Raw genomic sequence first — 19,563 nt, 5'->3', positions numbered from 1 at the left:
TTCAACTCGACATCATGATTCATACTGAACCTTTGCTGCATATGAATTGCATCTTGTTTTTTGTGAATTCCACACAACCGCCGGATTTAGGATAATGAAAATCCTCTATCTTGAGGACAATGCTCAAGACGCTGATCTTGTGCGAATCGAGTTGCGGAAGCGTGCGCCGGATATTCAGCTGGAAGTCGTTTCTACATTAACCGAGGCGCTCGCACGGCTCGAACGATTTCGTGAGATTTATGGGACCAGTCTGGAAGCGGTCGGAGTCGCGCCGGCCAACGGGGACGTTCCCGCGCGTTATGACCTGGTCTTGACTGATCTCAATCTTCCTGATGGTAACGGCAAGACTTTACTTGCTCAGGTTCGTGATCAGCACCTGCCGCTGCCCGTAGTAGTGCTTACCGGCTCGGGTAGCGAAGAAACCCTGGTGGCATTGCTCCGCGCGGGGGCGGATGATTACGTCATAAAACGGAGCGATTTCCTTGAGACCTTGGCTCTCGTGCTCCGCGCGGCACTCGACAGATTCCAGACGGAAACCTTTCGCAGGGCTGCAACGCTGAGAGTTCTCTATGTCGAACCGAATGCTTACGATATCGATTTGACAAAACGAGAACTGGCTTCGATTGCTCCCCACCTCCACATTGAATCCCTTCAGACCGCGGAACAAGTCTTGCATCGCTTTGCAGTGCCTGAACCGAAACTTGCCATTGATGTTCTCCTGTTGGATTATCGTTTGCCTGGAGCTTCCGCCATCGATGTAATAAAGGAGCTTTGCCAGGTTCGGGGGTTTGATTTGCCAATCATTCTCGTGACCGGGCAGGGGGATGAAGAAATTGCACGGCAGTCTCTCAAACTGGGTGCCGCTGATTATGTGGTAAAAAATTCTGGCTATCTTCAGCGGCTACCCACAGTCATAGAAAATGTCTGGCTCCGGGCCGAGTCGAATCGCAGAGAGCGGGTTTTGCTGGAAGAAAGAACGCGCCTTGCTCTTGCCACCGGAGCGGCCGCGATAGGCATCTGGGAGTGGAATACCGCTACCGGCGAGATCGTCTGGGATGACCACATGTACGAGATCTACGGTGTTCCACGGGAGTGCGAAATGACTTATGAGGTCTGGAAATCCTATGTACATCCGGATGATCTGGCAGAGCAGGAAGTGAAGCTGCGCAGGATCGTTGCCGAGAAAGGGCAGGAGCACCTGGATTTTCGCATCTTGCGCGCACACGAAACGGTGCGTTATCTCCATGTTGCCCAGACAGTGACGTGGGGTACGAGTGATAAGGAATTGAGAGTAATAGGAACCAATATCGACATCACTGAACGCAAACAGGCGGAATTAGCCATCCGGCAACACGCAAGACAGCAGAGCCTCATTGCGGCATTCGGGCAACAGGCGCTTGCCAGCACCGATCTCGACGAGTTGTGGAATCAGGTGGCCGCAATTGCCTCTCAGGGTTTGAACCTGGATTTTTGCAAGATTCTTTTGATTACTCTGGATGGCCGTTCTTTTATTCTTAAAGCGGGTTCGGGTTGGCAAGAGGGATGGATTGGCCGTCAGATCTGCACCATCGATGAAAATACGCAGAATCGGTTTGCTCTCTTGAGCCGTGAACCTGTCATTGTGGAGGACTTTCGTACCGAGACTCGCTTCACGCCCTCTGAAATCCTCAGAACTCATGATATCCGCAGCGGAGTTGTCGTGCTTATCTCGGGAACCGATGGTCCAAGTGGAGTTTTGGGCGCCTATTCCCGTGACACACTTCGTTTTACGCCGGCCAGCATCAGTTTTTTGCAGAGCGTTGCCAATGTTCTCGCAACTGCGATTAATCGAAAAAATGCCGAGGAGCGGTTAACCTACCTGGCCCAGTTTGATCCTCTTACGGGGTTGCCCAACCGAAGCCTGTTTCTCGATCGTCTCGGTCAGGCGATGGAACAGGCACAGCGCAACCACGGGCGAATCGGTGTTGTATTTGCTGATCTTGACCGCTTCAAGATCGTCAATGATACGATGGGCCATAGCACCGGCGACAGGCTACTGGTTCAAGTCGCACAACGGTTGCAACAGTGCGTGCGTTCCGGCGACACGGTCGCGCGTCTGGGCGGTGACGAGTTCGCGTTCATTCTCTCCAGCCTGGCTCATGCAGAGGATGCAACCCTGGTAGCGGAAAAAGTGATTGCCGCGCTGTCACAGCCATTCGAGCTGGAAGGCCAGGAAATCTACATTTCCGCCAGCCTCGGAATTAGTATCTATCCCGGAGATGGTACGGATGCGGATGGCCTGCTCAGGAATGCCGACACCGCGATGTTCCAGGCCAAAGAACAGGGACCCGCGATTTATCAGTTTTACTTGCCACAGATGAACGAGCGCGCGGTCGCGCGCCTCAAACTGGAAACGCAACTGCGCGGTGCGCTGGCACGGCGTGAATTCGTGCTTCACTATCAGCCGAAAGTGAGCCTGGTCAGTGGCAAAATTACCGGTTTTGAGGCACTGTTGCGCTGGTGGCATCCGGCGCTGGGGCTGGTGCCGCCGTTCCAGTTTATCTCGGTCCTGGAGGATACCGGATTGATCGTATCCGTTGGTGAGTGGGTAGTCCTGACAGTCTGCGAGCAGATAGGAAGATGGCAGGATCAAGGACTGGTTCCGCATCCGGTTTCAGTCAATCTCTCGGCACGGCAGTTTCAGCAGCAAGATCTCGATGCGGTGATTGAAAAAACGCTCAGGATCACCGGAATCGATCCCCGCCTGCTGGAATTTGAGTTGACCGAATCGGTATTGATGAAGGAAGCCGAGACAGCTGCCAATGCGCTGCAAAACCTGAAAGCTTTTGGTGTGCAAATTTCAATGGATGATTTCGGCACCGGCTACTCAAGCCTCGCCTACCTTAAACGTTTTCCGCTCGACGTGCTCAAGATCGACCGCACATTCATCCGGGATGTTACGACTAATCCTGACGACGCAACCATCGCGGTAGCAATGATCAAGCTTGCGCACAGCCTGGGATTGAGAGTGGTAGCCGAGGGTGTCGAAACCAGGGAGCAGTTGAATTTCCTGATACATCATGGTTGTGATGAGATGCAGGGGTATTATTTCTCACGGCCGCTGCCACTCGAAAATGCTTCGCAAGTGCTGATGGAAGACCGCCGGTTGCTGATAAACTAATCCGGATATCTCGCCAGGCAGGCACAAAAATTATCGTAAGCGGACATGACAACGACATTTCTCTAACAGGTTTGGCGGGGATACGCGATTCACTTCGCAAACCAATTCGTCATCGTCCCGCGATCCGGTGAAATATCCGAAACGACGAATTGGCTTCTCATTGCCTGAACAATGAGGCCGGGACTTGGTTTGCAACCAGCGCTGCCGGGGTTATTTGTTTCAGCAATTCTTATAAAGTTCTTTCCCTATTCTTCAATATTTGTTAACGTATCCATTGCCGGTGCTGATTTTCCGATCCGCGGGGTGAGCAGATGAATTCTTCCACTAGATAAGACAGAATGAGAAAAATTATCTTTGCGACTTGTGTCATGTTTGCATTTGCCGGCGGCGCGTTCGCCCAGTCGGGCGGGTTGAATCTCAGGTCGCAAGCTGCGCTGATTCTGGACGCGCAGCATGGACGTATTCTTTACACCAAGAATGCGGATACGGTGATGCCGATCGCTTCCATTACCAAGCTGATGACGGCAATAGTGGTACTTGATGCGAAACTACCGCTTGACGAAGAAATCATGATAGAAGCCGCCGACATCGACGTTCTCAAAAACACCCGCTCACGTTTGCGGGTAGGAGCAAGTCTCACTCGTCAGGAACTATTGCGGTTGGCACTGATGTCTTCTGAAAATCGAGCCGCCGCTGCGCTGGGACGCGCTTACCCGGGGGGCATCCGTGCATTTGTTGTGGCAATGAATGATAAGGCGTTTGAGCTCGGCATGGGCAATAGCTATTTTGTTGACTCCACGGGACTAAACCGGGCCAACGTTTCAACGGCTCGCGATCTGGCAAAATTGGTCGATGCCGCGGAGGATTACCACATCATCCGTGAATTTTCCACTACCACCGCGCACGCGGTGGAATTTGAAGACGACGATCGCAGCCTGCGGTTTACTAACTCCAACCGTCTGGTACATAGCGGAAGTTGGGATATCGGCATATCAAAAACGGGCTTTCTTAGCGAAGCTGGCCGCTGCCTGGTGATGCAGGCAAAAATAACCGGTAGGCCGGTTATTATTGTATTGCTTGATTCCGCAGGAAAGAATACCCGCATCGGCGACGCCAATCGTATCAAGAAATGGATGGAAACCGGCTTCACTCGCAAGGTTCGCGGTTGAATGGTTTTTCTGGTGCGCCACTGCGACGATTTTCGAGTTTCGGCCTAATCTGACAACTGCATTAACGCGGGAGGCTGTCATCCGGGAATGGAGCCGTTATGCAATTACAGCTGATTGCCGCACTCGTCGTTATTTTCCTGATTGTCATGTTCGCGGTCCAGAATGCCGTGTCCGTCAGCGTCGTATTTTTTCTGTGGCGTGTTGATGCTTCTCTCGCCGTGGTGATTGCGGCATGCTTTGGCCTAGGTGCGCTCATTGGTGCATTGGTGACAGTGCCGACCATGCTGCGTGAGCGAATTTCGATAAGCCGTCTGCGTAAACAGGTCGACATGCTACGGACCGAGAATGATGATTTGCGCGCCACAAAGAAAGATGCCCCTTCTGCGCCATATGGATTCTAGGATGGAGCAGATTTCACGTACCGTAACCTGCCTCACCATCCTCTCGCGTTCAAATAATTATCTGGGCTAAAGCAACTGAAAGGCAAGAATGGCAACAAATGTAGGGGGAAGCGCGGCCACCAGCAAACCTAACGGATGAATCGCCCCATCCTTGAAGGAGCCTTTAAGGATGGAAAAGCCCGCCGGATTGGGTGCATTGGCAATTACCGTGAGGCCGCCACCCGTGACAGCCCCGGCGACGAGCGCGTAACGAAACTCCGCACTCGTCCCCTCCAGCAGAGAACCGAGATAAGTAAGCGCTGCGTTATCGGTGAACGCCGTAAGAAGGGTGGCGCCGAAATAGAGTGTGGTATTGTCCATGTCCGTCAATAGGGGTTGCAGCCACCATTTCTGGTATCCCCCGAGCACAACCAGACCAGCCAGAAAAAAGCCAACCATCAACCCTTCCCGCAGGATCAGTGGATCCTGGTAGCGTTCATAGGCATGGGTAAACCCGATGAAGAAGAGCAACAGTCCTATGAAGACAACCGGGTGATGCGCAAATACTACGACCCCAATCAGAAAGACCAGATGTATAAGCACCACGAGAAAGGGAACTTTAACGCGTGGCGCATCTTCTTCATTCTTCATTTTCGATAATTCGTGCTGAAATAGAAGAGTGGCTGCCAGAGCATTCACCAGCACGGCAAGTGCGGCCTTCCAGCCGAATGTGGTCAGCATGAAAGTATTGTCCCATCCCCATTTGCCGGCCACCATGAGTACGGGCGGCGCGGCGAACGATGTCATGGTTCCGCCGATCGAAATGTTGACGAATAGAACACCGAGGGTGACGTATTTGAGTTGCGTCGAGATTTCCTTGGAGTAATAACGCTGAAGTAGAATCAAACCGGCCAATGTCATCGCTGCCGGTTCGGTGATCAGTGACCCCAGCAAGGGTACAAATGATAGCGTAACGAAATAAAATGCTTTCCCCTCGGACCACGAAATGCGCTGCGCGATAGTTTTTACGCATAACATTGCAAATTGCAGGATAGGACGGCTGCCTGCAACTACCATGATTGCGAACACGAACATCGGTTCGGTAAAACTCTGGCCATTGAGATAAGTGGTTGCGGCGTCTTTACCTTCAATGATCAGCATCACAATGACCAGAATCATTGCCCAGAAGCCGAAAACCACCTCCACCTCGCCCAGAAAATGCCAAGTACCCGCGTGAGCCGGGCGGGTATGCGCCAGCCGCTCGAAGAATTTGGTCGAAAAAGTGTGAACTAGCGCAATGCCAAACAGGATCGCGCCAATAATCTCAATAGAAGTGGGATTCATTCACTGCCTGATTGGCAGTGTTGCGGGGGGAGATCCATGCTCATGGGTGCGAGATATGCGGAGAATCTACAGGCCATATGCTTGTACATTAATCTGGCTGATACAGCATTCTTACTACCGGAAAGTTTGCTGGACAAGTAAAGTCAGCGCCATATATTTGGTTTGCATTCTCTATCGCGTTACCGTTGACATGGAAATTGATAAACAAATCTACCGCAACAGATTTATTTCATCGCATCGAGATTGGCTTGCGCATCCGCATTGCCCTGCGCGGCGGCTTTTTCAAACCACTCCTTGGCCTTGGCCGCATCTCTCGGTACACCTTCACCGGAGTAATACATCACCCCCAGATTATTTTGTGCATCGATATTCCCCTGATCAGCAGCTTTCTGAAATAATTCTATGGCCTTGGCGGCATCTTTTGATACCCCCTCGCCATTAGCATACATCAAGCCGAGATTGAATTGCGCGTCGGCATACCCCTGCGCAGCGGATCGGTGAAACCACGCCGCGGCTGTCTCGGGATCGTTGCTTAAAATCCTGCCCGATGAGTCCTTGGATATGGCTTCGCCGGTGTAGTACATCACACCGAGACCATTTTGCGCTTTTGGATCTCCAGCATCCGCATCTTTTCTTAATTTCAGAAACTTTTCTTCCGGCGTTGGCTCATTTGGGGACGACGGCATTATCTTGTCCATTAGCGCAGACTTTTCTTCCGCCGTTAACTCTTTCTCCAATATTGACGGAATTTCCTTTTCAGACGTAAACTCATCCGCAAGTTTAGCCGGCGGCGCTTCTGTCTTGGGTGTCTCCACCGGCGCTTTTTCGCCACAACCCGCAAGTGTCAGCGAGAGAGCGGCTAGCAATGAAACAGCAAGAATATTCATCGAGTATTTTCCTGCAGCCTGGATCCGCCTCCTGGCGAACTTTCCCCTTGGGGGAGAATCAGGTTGCTCAAGATGTTTTTATGGGTCATAGCGTTCAGCTAAAAAATGTGTGAGAAATGAGTGGTATCTGCCAGATTCCAATTATTTGCCGCGTTCGGGAACGGTGCGAACGCGCACTAAAATTATGGAAGCCCTATAGACTGTAGTACATATCAAACTCTACCGGATGAGTAGTCATGCGAAAACGTGTCACTTCCTCCATCTTGAGTTCGATGTAGGCGTCTATCATATCATTCGAGAACACGCCGCCCCGGGTGAGAAAGTTTCGATCCTTGTCCAGGTTGTCCAGCGCTTCATCCAGCGAAACGCAGGGATTCGGAATGCTCGCCGCTTCTTCAGGGGGAAGATCATAAAGATTCTTGTCCATGGGGTCGCCCGGATGAATCTTGTTCTGGATGCCGTCAAGTCCGGCCATCATCATCGCGGTGAATGCCAGATAGGGGTTTGCGGTGGGATCGGGAAATCGCACTTCGATGCGCCGCCCTTTGGGGCTGTTGGCATAAGGGATACGCACCGCGGCGGATCGGTTGCTTACCGAGTAGGCAAGATTGACCGGCGCCTCAAAACCCGGAACCAGGCGCTTGTAGGAATTGGTGCCTGGATTGGTAATGGCATTCAAGGCCTTGGCGTGTTTGATAATGCCGCCTATGTAAAACAGCGCCATTTCGGAAAGTCCGGCATAGCCATTTCCAGAAAACAGATTTTGCCCGGCCTTCCAGATTGATTGATGTACATGCATGCCGGAACCGTTGTCTCCGACAATGGGTTTTGGCATGAAGGTCGCCGTTTTGCCGTAAGAGTGGGCAACATTGTGCACCACATATTTGAATACCTGGGTCCAGTCAGCACGCTTCACCAGGCTGTTGTACTTGGTGCCGATTTCGCACTGCCCGGCAGTTGCGACTTCGTGGTGGTGGACTTCAACTTCCACCCCCATCTCTTCCAGCGCCAGACACATGGCGGAACGAATGTCGTGCAAAGAGTCGATCGGAGGAACGGGGAAATATCCGCCTTTTACGGGCGGACGGTGCCCTGTATTGCCTCCTTCGTATTTTTCCGCGGAATTCCACGCCGCTTCCTCGGATTCTATTTTTACGGAACAACCGGACATGTCCGCATGCCAGGTGACAGAGTCAAAAATGAAGAATTCGGGTTCGGGGCCGAAATAGGCGGTATCGCCGATGCCGGTCGACTTGAGATAGGCTTCGCCACGTTTTGCCAGGGAGCGCGGATCACGGTCATAACCTTTGCCATCCGAAGGTTCGACCACGTCACAGGTGATGAGCAATGTAGCCTCATCCATGAACGGATCCATATGAGCAGTTTCAGGATCGGGCACCAGCAACATGTCGGAAGCCTGAATACCCTTCCAGCCGGCAATGGAAGAGCCATCGAACGCATGGCCGTCCTCAAGCTTGTCCGCATCAAATGCGTGAGCTGGAAGCGTCACATGCTGCTCCTTGCCGCGGGTATCGGTAAAACGCAGATCAACGAACTTGATTTCGTTTTCCTGAATCATTTTAAGAACATCAACTACCGCCATATTTTTCTCCAGACCGGAATTCAGTTATTCGATAAAGATACGTCACAAGGCGCACAAAATGGGAATTATATCAGTACGAACGTCGTCATTACTTCAAACGAATCAAACATTGTGCCAAAGGGTGCGATCAAATTATTAAAATAGGGCCGTATAGCGGTGGGGTAGCCATACTGAATGACGGGCTTGCACCGAAGTGCCTTAGGTTACACGTGCTTCAAAAAGGAATAACATTGCATCTTTCAATCATTGCTATCTGAAGTTCATATGGAAACCATCACTGCAATACTCGAAAGGGCACAACAACGTGCCAAGGAAATGAATTTACCCTATGAAGGCGCATTACTTCCTGCTGAAGCACTGACATTGTTGCAGGAAGCCCCCGGCGCCAGATTGGTGGACGTCCGCTCCCGGGCTGAATGGGATTGGGTGGGACGAATTCCAGGTGCGGTGGAAATCGAATGGCAGTCCTACCCCGGCATGCGTGCCAACCCGGACTTTCTCAACTATCTCTCAAGCCAGGTAGATAAGGAATCCATGGTGATGTTCATCTGCCGCAGTGGCGGCCGCTCGCATCAAGCTGCCGCTATTGCCACCGACTCGGGTTACGCAAATTGTTACAACATTCTAGAAGGCTTTGAAGGTGACAAGGACGCAACCGGTCACCGTGGCACCAGAGGTGGGTGGAAAGCCGCAGGACTGCCGTGGGTACAGGGTTGAGTCAGAAATTGGGAATCAAGAAACCGGTAAATTGTTTCTATCCTGATACAAGTCTACGCCGCCGACCATTTGACCAACCCGGAATAGGCGGTAGCCAGCACAATGATCCCGAATCCAATTCGATACCACGCAAATACAGTGAAGTCATGATGGCTGATAAAACGCAACAAGCCCCGTACCGCCAATAGTGCGCTGATGAACGAAGCCACAAATCCCACTATGAATACGCCAATATCGTCGAAATGCAATATGTCGCGATGTTTGTAGACATCGTAGAAAGTGGCCGCAAACATGATGGGTATCGCCAGAAAAAAAGAGAACTCGGTCGCCGCCTTGCGTGACAAGCCAAAAAAGAGGCCGCCAATAATGGTTGCACCCGAGCGTGAAGTACCGGGTATCAGCGCGAGGCACTGCATCAATCCAACCTTCAGCGCATGTTTCCAGTCCATGTCCTCAACCCGGTCGACATCGACTACATGCTTTCTGCGCTCAGCCCAAAGAATCAGAATTCCCCCGACGATAAACGCCATTGCCACTGGAACCGGATGAAACAGATATTGCTTGATCGTTTTGATGAACAGGAGACCCAGAATCGCAGCGGGCAGAAACGCGATGAAAAGATTCAACACAAAGCGGTTCGCATCCTCGCTTGAGCCAATGTTCCTCACTACACCACCAATCTTGACGCGATACTCCCAGCATACCGCCAATATTGCGCCCAGTTGAATCACAATCGCGAATACTTTGCCTTTCTCGTCATTGAAGTCGAGCAAGTCGCTTACCAGGATTAGATGGCCGGTGGAGGAAATCGGGAGGAATTCGGTCAAGCCCTCGACAATGCCGAGGATTAAGGCCTTGATGAGCAGAAGCCAATCCATGCGGCGATTATCCGGAGAAAAGCATTTGACCCCGGATAGGCATGCATGAGCACAAGTGAGTCAGGGTGTTACTGGACAATGGGAGTATCCGATAGAGAATGGTTGTCGCGATTCGATCGGGTGATAATATTTTCGGTATTATCGCACCGAACTCTCGCTCCAGGCTAAAGAAGACCTCAAAATATTGAACTTCCAGTCTCCGGGCAGGCAGTTTCAGGAATTGTTGATCTGTTGTGATTTTGCTTCCCAAAACCATCTCCCTGCACATTAAACCTAAATCCGGCCAACTCCCGGACTTAGGTTACATGCGCTAAGGCAAATTATATCTTGCTATAAATCTCCGCCCCCTTCGTCACGAACTCGATGGCTTTCTCTTCCATGCCCTTTTCGAGAGCCTGATTTTCGCTGACTCCCTGACTGGCGGCGTAATCCCGCACATCCTGGGTTATTTTCATCGAGCAGAAATGGGGCCCGCACATCGAGCAGAAATGCGCGAGTTTGGCGCCTTCCTGCGGTAAGGTTTCGTCGTGGAACTGCTTGGCCTTGTCGGGATCGAGGCCGAGGTTGAACTGGTCGTTCCAGCGGAATTCGAAGCGTGCCTTGGACAGTGCATTATCGCGTATTTGCGCACCCGGGTGCCCCTTTGCCAGGTCTGCCGCGTGAGCGGCAATTTTGTAGGTGATGATGCCGTCCTTTACGTCGTCCTTATCCGGCAGGCCAAGGTGCTCCTTGGGGGTGACGTAACATAGCATCGCCGTGCCATACCAGCCGATCATGGCGGCGCCGATTGCGGATGTGATGTGATCATAGCCCGGCGCGATGTCGGTAGTGAGCGGGCCCAATGTATAGAAAGGCGCCTCCGCGCAATATTCCAGTTGCAAATCCATGTTTTCCTTGATGAGATGCATGGGTACGTGGCCAGGGCCCTCGATCATTACCTGCACGTCATGTTTCCACGCCACCTGGGTTAGTTCGCCAAGGGTTTTCAGTTCCGCAAACTGGGCTTCATCATTGGCGTCGTAGATAGAACCTGGACGCAGACCATCACCAAGAGAGAAACTGACGTCATAAGCCTTCATGATTTCGCAGATTTCCTCGAAGCGGGTATACAGAAAACTTTCCTGGTGATGCGCGAGACACCACTTAGCCATGATCGAACCGCCGCGTGAAACAATGCCGGTCAAGCGCTTTGCCGTCATGGGAACATAGGCAAGCCGCACACCCGCATGGATGGTGAAGTAGTCCACGCCCTGTTCCGCCTGTTCGATCAAGGTGTCGCGAAAAATTTCCCATGTAAGATCTTCCGCCTTGCCATTCACTTTTTCCAATGCCTGATAAATCGGTACCGTGCCAATGGGGACTGGACTGTTACGGATGATCCATTCACGGGTTTCGTGGATATTCTTTCCAGTCGAAAGATCCATAACCGTGTCGCCGCCCCAACGGATGGCCCAGGTCATTTTCTCGACTTCCTCCTGGATGCTTGAACCCAGCGCAGAGTTGCCGATATTCGCATTAATCTTCACCAGAAAATTGCGCCCGATGATCATCGGTTCAGACTCGGGATGGTTAATGTTGACAGGGATGATGGCGCGGCCGCGGGCCACCTCGTCACGTACGAATTCCGGTGTGATATGCTGTGGCAGGAGCGCGCCAAAATCGTGCCCCGGATGCTGGCGTGTAAGCAATTCCCGGCGCTGAGCACCAAGATGTTCGCAACGCTGATTTTCCCGTATGGCGACGTATTCCATTTCCGGCGTGATAATGCCGCGACGGGCATAGTGCATTTGTGTTACGTTCGCTCCGGTCCTTCCGCAACGTGGCTGGCGCTTAAGATCGAAGCGCATTTCCGCCAACTGGGGATCGGTCAGACGTTGCCTGCCATAAGCGGAAGCGGGGCCGGAGAGAACTTCCGTGTCGTTCCGTGCGTCTATCCACTTCTCGCGTAACGGCGGCAAGCCGGAACGGATATCTATTTTTGCCGCGGGGTCGGTGTAGGGGCCGGAAGTATCATAGACATAAATCGGGGGATTCTCCTCCGTGCCCATATTGGCGGGCGTATCGGATTGGCTGATTTCCCGCATCGGTACCTGAATATCCGGGTGGGACCCTTGCACATAAACTTTGCGGGACTGGGGCAAAGGCTTGATCGCCCCTTCATCAACATGGGCGGTCTTGCTTGAAAACGGAGAGGGGAATTGGGCTGGATTTAAAACTGTTGCATTCATAGTACGCTCCTTTAAGTCTTTAGGTGCCATAAACGAGCGGGACGGCTAATCCCAGCTTCCCTACGGCGGCATTACCCGTATCAGGTGTTAAGGGACTATCTCACCGGTTTGCCGGATGATTCCGGAAACGGACCCCTAGCTGCTGCTGTGAAGCTAATGGAAATGTGGAATAATTGCAAGTCTGTGATGACAATTTATATAGGGCTGGACATGGATCTCGAACAAATCCGGTTTAATATGGTGGAACAGCAAATTCGCCCCTGGGATGTGCTGGATCAGGAAGTTCTCAAATTATTATTTGAGTTGCGGCGTGAGGAGTTTGCCCCCCCGGCATACCGTTCCCTTGCGTTTGTCGATATGGAAATCCCGCTGGGATACGGTGAAGTGATGCTTGCTCCCAAGTTTGAGGCGCGCATTTTGCAGGAACTCCAGGTTAAAGAGACTGACAGGATTCTGGAGGTCGGCAGCGGCAGCGGCTACCTTTCTGCCTTACTGGCAAAGAAAGGTGAATATGTCTACAGCGTGGAAATCGTGCCGGAACTGAAAGCCATGGCGGAGAAAAATCTTCAGGCTCATGAGATCGGCAATGTGACGGTGGAATTAGGCGATGCAGCCTGTGGCTGGGCCGAGCATGGGCCTTATGACGTTATCGTGCTGACCGGCTCCACGCCGGTTTTGCCGGAGGCGTTTCAGCAAAGCCTCAAAACCGGCGGGCGCTTGTTCGCGGTGGTGGGTGATGCACCGGTGATGCAGGCACTGCTCGTCACTTGTGTAGCGCAGGGAGAGAAAACAGGCTCATACAATACAGTGGGTCTGTTCGAAACCTGTATTGCTCCGCTAAAGAACGCAAAGCAGCCGGCGAGATTCACATTTTGATCTTCCAGATCAACTTCGCGAATTGCGTGCCCGCTTGACGGACTTATTAGCTGGGCTCAATCGGGTGATGTTCTTCTTCTCCCGGCAGAATAAGACAATCTGGATCAAAGTGAAGATTCCGCAATATATTTACGCGTTATTAATTGCTGGCGCGGCTTTTCATACCCCGCTTCATGCGAGTGACCTCATGGAAATTTATCGTGAGGCGTTGGAACAGGACGCGCAATATAGCGCCGCACGTGCCGCGCATCAGGCGGCCCAGGAGAAATTGCCGCAGGGCCGGGCCGGGCTACTGCCTACCATCACCCTTGGGGCCGTGCGTCGGAGACAGTATATCGATGTAAGCACCTCGACGGGGGCTGGAGGCATCGTGACCAATCCGGCCCCGGTTACCATTGATCCTTCCAGCGTAACGCTTACGGCAACTCAGCCGCTTTATCGGAAGGAAAATTTCGTCATCTATGAACAATCCAAGATTCAGGTTGCGCAAGCGGATTCTCAGTTCATTATTGCAGCCCAGGAGCTGATCCTGCGTGTGGCGCAGGCTTATTTTGACATTCTATTGGCGCTGATAAATCTGGAAGTGGCGGAAGCTCAGAAGAAAGCCATCGGAGAGCAGCTTGCACAGGCCAAGCGTAACTTTCAGGTGGGAACAGTTACCATTGTCGACACCCACGAAGCCCAGGCGCGGTTTGATTTGTCCCTCTCGCAGGAGATTGTCGCCCGGAACGATCTGGAAGTTCGAAAACGCGCACTGCAACAAATTATCGGCCGTTTGCCGGACAACCTGGTGCGTCCAAATGAGAATTCTGCCAATTCTGCCGATCTGCTCAACCTGAAGTATGCAAACATGCAGGATTGGATCAGCGTGGCGGAACAGAATAATCTTGCCATGAAAGTTCAGCAGTCAGTGTATGAAATCGCAAAACAGGAAGTGGAACGAGCCAAGGCAGGACACTATCCGACCGTTGATCTGGTCGCGCTATACAGTGATCAGAAAGGTGTCGGGGGGGCAGTCACCGGCCGGCCAATAGATCTGACAACAAAAGAAATCGGGATTCAGTTGAACTTTCCGATATTCCAGGGTTTTGCAGTGCAATCGCGCGTACGCGAAGCGCTGGCCACTCAGGAGAAGGTATTCCAGGATCTGAACAATACCCGGCGCAACAGTGTGCTTCAAGTAAGTCAGCAGTATCTTAATGTTACCAACGGCATTGCGCAGATGAAAGCATTGCGGCAGGCGGTAACATCCAGTCAAAGCCAGGTGGATTCCACCAAACTCGGGCAGGAAGTAGGTGTGAGAACCGAAGTGGATGTATTGAATGCGCAGCAATTGCACTATTCCGCACGACGGGATCTTGCCCAGGCGCGTTACAATTTTCTTATGTCCAGGCTGAGATTGGAGGCGGAAGCGGGTGAACTGGATGAGGAAGACTTGAGGCAGATAAATGATGTCTTGGTAAGTAAAGGTACTCTCGGTGTCTCCTCTTCCAATGGGCGAGATCCAAGTTCAGTGTCTCATGTTCAATAACACTAAATCCGGTAGTTGACCGCTCGTTTAATAGGTTAGTATTATGATTAATAGCAATATCTACATATTGGATGAAGTCAGAGCAAACGCGGCATAATAAGACAAGCAATCCGAAAAATCCCATCCTCAATGGTGAAGGCTGCAATAAAACGGGAGGTCCGCTCCCCCACGTTGACAGCCATCGTGAATGGCGCCACGACCCTTGTGGCGAGTTATTTAGTCATTTTGATTGTGCCTGCAACACGCTCATGGAGGATTTATTCAAAGGTTCTCAAGCCCCTACCATGAACGATCCAGCCATCTCTGATCCCTGCTGGAGTCAGCCGCCTGTCCTTGCCAGCGGGGAGCGGTTGGCGGGCGTGCGCGACACGCGTCCAACAGATGCTGACAAAGGTGTTCTGGATGCAAAGACGTTCCACGCAACCGAAATCAATCAATTATTTGATTCTTGTAATCATGCCGTTACGCATGCCGGACAATCGGTACTTTACCGGTCGCTGGCGCGTCCAGCAACCGACCCTGCGCTAACTCGAAAAAAGCAGGAAGCGTTGCGTGAGCTTGAGTCAAACTCCAGTCTGCGGGAAGCGCTTCATCATTTCTTGAAAGCAGCGGCATCGGAAGAGCGCTCGTTGTATCAATTACTTTACGGTACCTTTACCGGTGGTCTCGCTATCGATAATTCCAGAAGCGGGAAAGATGAAATGGAATTTAGCGGTTACGGTTACCACCAGTTTGCTGATGGTACCGGCTTTGTTGTCGATCTGGTCGAGGCGATGGACACGCTGCCACAGCCGCAAAGTCCATATCTGCGAGACTTGTTTACGGTCATTCGCGACTTCGGGACCTCTCGTATTTACTCCCTGATGCGGGGACCCGTTTATCCTGTAGAAGGAAAGTTCAAGACGCGGGAGGAGAAACCGCGTTTTTTACCCGTTCCGCGCTTCACACCATCGATTATCAAGCCGCTTCCAATGCTGTTAACATTGGCGGTGCTTGGCGTAGCGCTTTATTTCTTCCAGAGTATGCTCGCCAGTTTCGGAATTGCTTATCTGGGATACGGGATACTCGTGCTGGCTGTGCCGGTTCTGCCCGTCCTCCTGCTCGCAATCGCGGCATCCGATCGCGATTCCGTTATCTATCCATTGCGCAAGCTGTTCAAGCAGAGCCCGGAATTGGCGCGCGCACTGGATGCGTTGGGTATGATTGACGAAATCGTATCGTTTCATCGCTACTCGCTTGCCTTTGGCGGAAAGATGGTGCTGCCAGAGATAGTCGAATGCGAGCGGCATTCCCTCAGCGTTACGGAAGCGAGAAATCCGCTACTTGCCGGCACGAATCCGGACTACGTGCCGAACGATATACTGCTTGATGATAAAGGACGGTTGCTGGTTATCACGGGACCTAACAGCGGTGGCAAGACGGCCTATTGTAAAACCGTAGTCCAGATTCAGTTATTGGGCCAGATCGGTTGTTACATCCCCGCAGCTACCGCACAGCTGGTACTCGCGGAGCATATTTTTTACCAGGTGCCGGATCCGGGCCGATTGGATGAAGGGATGGGCCGCTTCGGCCATGAATTGAAGCGTACACGCGAGATATTCTTCAACTCCACGGCGCGCAGTCTCGTTGTACTGGATGAGCTGTCGGAAGGAACAACGTTCGAGGAGAAGTTGGAGCTTTCCGAATATGTCCTTGCAGGCTTTCACAAGCTTGGAGCAAGCACATTACTTGTTACCCATAATCACGAGCTATGCGAGCGCTTGCAGAACAAGGGAATTGGCCGTTACCTGCAGGGTGAATTCTTGCCTCAAGGCCCGACTTATCGTTTGGTTCCAGGTGTGTCCCGGGTCAGCCATGCTGATCGTGTGGCTGCCGCCTTAGGTTTCAGCAAAGAAGATGTGGAGAAGCACCTTGCAACGCGCCCCGCTGACTGATGAACGTGCTTATTCTGATGCCGGATCGTGGATATCGTCGAGTCCCCCGGTTTAACGATTCTTGTTTGATATACGCCCTCTTTTGCCGGTTATAGGGTCGAATTGAGTATTTGCGGCATGTGGCATCCAAGCAATCGCGGCTTATAGGCTCTTGGGTCAATTCGGGAGCTGAAGAAAGGTTGAGTATGATGAAATCATTGGTTACAGGCGCAAACGGCTTTGTTGGTTCGGCGGTCGCGCGCTGTTTACTGGACGCCGGCCACGAAGTGCGGTGCCTGGTCAGGCCGGGAAGTGATCGGAGAAATCTTCATAAGTTACCTGTTGAAATTTCCGAAGGTGATTTACGTTCCGCTCCATCGTTGAAGCGCGCGGTTACTGGTTGCGATAGTTTGTTTCATGTTGCCGCGGATTACCGCCTATGGGTGCCGAATCCCGAAACCATGTATGACATCAATGTCAAAGGAACCGAGGCGCTGATACTCGCAGCAGCGGAGGCCGGAATCAATCGCATGATATACACCAGCAGCGTGGCAACGCTGGGAACGCATCAGGATGGGACCTCCGCCACCGAAGACACGCCTTCCAGTCTTGGGTCGATGACCGGGCACTATAAGCGGTCTAAGTTCATGGCGGAACAGATTGTTCAGCGGATTACCGATGAGCATAAGCTGCCGCTGGTTATCGTCAATCCGTCTACGCCGATAGGGCCGCGCGACATCAAACCCACGCCGACAGGACGTATCGTGGTTGACACCTTATGTGGCCGGATGCCGGCGTACGTAAATACCGGTTTGAATGTCGCCCATGCCGATGACATCGCATATGGTCATCTGCTGGCTCATACGCATGGAAAATCGGGGGAGCGCTATATCCTGGGCGGTGAAAATATGACTTTACTGCAAATACTACAGGCAATCGATGAGATTAGAGGCAAGCGGACAAAGCGATTCAATATTCCCGTCCAGATGATTTTACCCGCTGCCTGGCTAATGGAAAAAATGGCAATGGTGACGAATGTTGAGCCGCGTGCGACGGTGGATAGTTTGCGCATGGCAAAGAAAATGATGTTTTACTCCAGCGAAAAAGCTGTACGGGTGCTGGGTTATCGCTATCGCCCCGCGGTGGAGGCGCTTGAAGATGCGATGACCTGGTTTCAGGATAATGGTTATTGTGACAGGCATTGATGATCGCCAAAATATTTCTGCTATAGAGCAGGATGCTTGGGAAACGTCAAAAACAGGGTCGATTTGGTAAAAATCCTGGATTATCGAAAAAGTATGTCAACATACAGGCGGAGCAGATTCAGGCATGTTGTCTTCAGTCTTCCTGCCGCAATTGCGGGAACAGGATGACGTCTCGAATACTAGGGCTATCGGTGAACAGCATTACCAGGCGGTCTATGCCGATACCTTCGCCCGCGGTAGGGGGCAGGCCGTATTCCAGTGCGCGGATGTAATCGGCGTCGTAATGCATTGCTTCGGCATCGCCTGCTTCCTTGGCACTGGCTTGTTCCTGGAAGCGTGCTGCCTGATCCTCGGAATCATTCAATTCGGAAAAGCCGTTTGCGATTTCGCGTCCAGCGATATAGAGCTCGAACCGGTCAGTTATCTCAGGATTGACATCATTGCGCCGTGCAAGCGGTGAGACTTCCGCCGGGTAATCAACGATAAAAGTTGGCTCGAATAGTAAATGCTCGGTGGTTTCGTCAAATAACGATAGCTGCAGGCCACCGATACCATCCCCCGTTTTGTGAGTAATGCCAAGCGCCCGCAACTTGCTGACCAGGAATGCGCGATCACCGAGTTGCGCATCGGTATATTCCGGGTGAAATTTCTGGATTGCCTGGGTAATGGTAAGGCGTGCGAACGGTTGTGCCAGATCGATTTCCCGTCCCTGATACGTTATATTAGTGGCGCCTAAAACTTTTGTCGCTATTTCCCGCAGCATGGTTTCCGTGAAATCCATCAGATAGGTGTAATCCCGATAAGCTTCATAAAATTCAAGCATGGTGAATTCGGGATTGTGCCGGGTAGAGATGCCCTCGTTACGGAAATTGCGATTGATCTCAAATACTTTTTCCATTCCACCGACCACCAGACGCTTCAAATATAGCTCCGGCGCGATGCGGAGATACAATTGCATGTCCAGCGTATTGTGGTAAGTGACAAAAGGCCGTGCCGTCGCGCCACCGGGGATAGGATGCATCATCGGTGTTTCCACTTCCAGATAACCATCCGCTGTAAAAAATTCGCGAATGGACTGGATGATTCTGGATCGCGTGATAAAGACCTTGCGGGTATTTTCGTTCGTGATCAGATCGAGATAACGCTGGCGGTATTTCTGTTCCTGGTCGGTCAGACCGTGAAATTTTTCTGGCAAGGGGCGTAAGGACTTGGTCAGCAAGCGCAGAGTTGTGACGCGCACCGAAAGCTCGCCAGTCCGGGTTTTGAAGAGCGTGCCTTGAGCACCCAGTATATCGCCGAGGTCATAATGCTTGAAAGCTTCATGTACCTCCGCGCCGGTAATATCATTGGTGATGTAAAGCTGGATGCGCCCACTCATATCCTGGAGTGTGGCGAAGCTTGCTTTGCCCATCACCCGCTTCAATACCATGCGTCCCGCAATGGTCACGAGCCTGGGTGTTGCTTCCAGCGTTTCGTTATCGTGCTCGCCATATTGCCGATAAAGGTCGGATGAGAAATCTTCGCGGCGAAAATCATTGGGAAAGGCGTTACCTGTTTCACGCAGCAAAGTCAGCTTAGTGCGGCGCTCCTCAACGAGTTTCGTCTCCGTCTCTACTCTGCCGAGTGATTCATCCACGCCTTTCTCTGAAATACCGTCCGTCGCCATCACGCC

General features: G+C 52.0%; 14 protein-coding genes and 1 riboswitch. Of the genes, 8 read left to right on the top strand and 6 right to left on the bottom strand.

All coding sequences use genetic code 11. The annotated features are described in order from the left end of the window. The first annotated feature begins 94 nt into the window (after window positions 1-94). The 3 genes from BLR00_RS15490 to BLR00_RS15480 all read left to right on the top strand — a co-directional run bounded on the left by BLR00_RS15490 (window position 95) and on the right by BLR00_RS15480 (window position 4,730). Window positions 95-3,160, top strand: a complete 3,066-nt coding sequence (locus BLR00_RS15490) for an EAL domain-containing protein (RefSeq protein WP_074634009.1) — start codon at window positions 95-97, stop codon at window positions 3,158-3,160. A 338-nt stretch (window positions 3,161-3,498) separates the two neighbouring features. Beyond that, on the top strand, window positions 3,499-4,329 hold the full coding sequence (pbpG, locus tag BLR00_RS15485) for a D-alanyl-D-alanine endopeptidase (protein WP_074634008.1): 831 nt from the start codon (window positions 3,499-3,501) through the stop codon (window positions 4,327-4,329). A 98-nt stretch (window positions 4,330-4,427) separates the two neighbouring features. After that, entirely contained in the window at window positions 4,428-4,730 is a 303-nt protein-coding gene (locus BLR00_RS15480; RefSeq protein ID WP_074634007.1) for a LapA family protein, read from the top strand. 66 nt (window positions 4,731-4,796) lie between these two features. On the opposite strand, the gene BLR00_RS15475 is transcribed toward BLR00_RS15480, so the two are convergent. From BLR00_RS15475 to glnA, 3 genes are all read right to left on the bottom strand, one after another. Next, window positions 4,797-6,053, bottom strand: a complete 1,257-nt coding sequence (locus BLR00_RS15475; protein ID WP_074634006.1) for a putative Na+/H+ antiporter — start codon at window positions 6,051-6,053, stop codon at window positions 4,797-4,799. A 224-nt stretch (window positions 6,054-6,277) separates the two neighbouring features. Continuing rightward, a complete protein-coding gene (locus tag BLR00_RS15470; RefSeq protein ID WP_074634005.1) occupies window positions 6,278-6,940 on the bottom strand; it encodes a tetratricopeptide repeat protein in 663 nt (220 codons plus the stop codon). A gap of 193 nt (window positions 6,941-7,133) precedes the next feature. Then, entirely contained in the window at window positions 7,134-8,543 is a 1,410-nt protein-coding gene (glnA, locus tag BLR00_RS15465; protein WP_074634004.1) for a type I glutamate--ammonia ligase, read from the bottom strand. Between the two features lie 264 nt (window positions 8,544-8,807). Between glnA and BLR00_RS15460 the strand changes: the two genes are divergently transcribed. After that, the gene (locus BLR00_RS15460) at window positions 8,808-9,260 is read left to right on the top strand and encodes a rhodanese-like domain-containing protein (RefSeq protein ID WP_074634003.1); all 453 of its coding nucleotides are present in this window, start codon (window positions 8,808-8,810) and stop codon (window positions 9,258-9,260) included. A gap of 53 nt (window positions 9,261-9,313) precedes the next feature. Here the strand turns inward: BLR00_RS15460 and BLR00_RS15455 are convergent, their stop codons facing one another. Together BLR00_RS15455 and thiC are read right to left on the bottom strand one after the other, a co-directional pair. Further along, window positions 9,314-10,138, bottom strand: coding sequence for an undecaprenyl-diphosphate phosphatase (locus tag BLR00_RS15455; RefSeq protein WP_074634002.1), 825 nt, complete (start codon window positions 10,136-10,138; stop codon window positions 9,314-9,316). A gap of 320 nt (window positions 10,139-10,458) precedes the next feature. Beyond that, window positions 10,459-12,366, bottom strand: a complete 1,908-nt coding sequence (thiC, locus tag BLR00_RS15445) for a phosphomethylpyrimidine synthase ThiC (protein ID WP_074634000.1) — start codon at window positions 12,364-12,366, stop codon at window positions 10,459-10,461. Window positions 12,367-12,406: 40 nt separating this feature from the next. Further along, window positions 12,407-12,513, bottom strand: a riboswitch (TPP riboswitch). A 63-nt stretch (window positions 12,514-12,576) separates the two neighbouring features. Here thiC and BLR00_RS15440 point away from each other — a divergent pair. From BLR00_RS15440 to hpnA, 4 genes are all read left to right on the top strand, one after another. Further along, complete coding sequence (locus tag BLR00_RS15440) at window positions 12,577-13,242, top strand: protein-L-isoaspartate O-methyltransferase family protein (protein WP_074634361.1); 666 nt, start codon at window positions 12,577-12,579, stop codon at window positions 13,240-13,242. Window positions 13,243-13,429: 187 nt separating this feature from the next. Then, the gene (locus BLR00_RS15435; RefSeq protein ID WP_308811287.1) at window positions 13,430-14,773 is read left to right on the top strand and encodes a TolC family outer membrane protein; all 1,344 of its coding nucleotides are present in this window, start codon (window positions 13,430-13,432) and stop codon (window positions 14,771-14,773) included. Window positions 14,774-15,057: 284 nt separating this feature from the next. Continuing rightward, window positions 15,058-16,707: a MutS-related protein gene (locus BLR00_RS15430; RefSeq protein WP_074634359.1), complete on the top strand. Its 1,650-nt coding sequence runs from the start codon at window positions 15,058-15,060 to the stop codon at window positions 16,705-16,707. 185 nt (window positions 16,708-16,892) lie between these two features. After that, window positions 16,893-17,891, top strand: a complete 999-nt coding sequence (gene hpnA / locus BLR00_RS15425; protein ID WP_256324177.1) for a hopanoid-associated sugar epimerase — start codon at window positions 16,893-16,895, stop codon at window positions 17,889-17,891. 133 nt (window positions 17,892-18,024) lie between these two features. On the opposite strand, the gene lysS is transcribed toward hpnA, so the two are convergent. Further along, the gene (gene lysS, locus BLR00_RS15420) at window positions 18,025-19,557 is read right to left on the bottom strand and encodes a lysine--tRNA ligase (protein WP_074633998.1); all 1,533 of its coding nucleotides are present in this window, start codon (window positions 19,555-19,557) and stop codon (window positions 18,025-18,027) included. Between the last annotated feature and the right edge of the window lie 6 nt (window positions 19,558-19,563).

The sequence above is a fragment of the Nitrosospira multiformis genome, assembly GCF_900103165.1.
GTDB classification, from domain to species: Bacteria; Pseudomonadota; Gammaproteobacteria; order Burkholderiales; family Nitrosomonadaceae; genus Nitrosospira; species Nitrosospira multiformis_D.
Note: the sequence above shows the minus strand (reverse complement) of the source record. Positions and strands in the feature narration are given on the sequence as shown.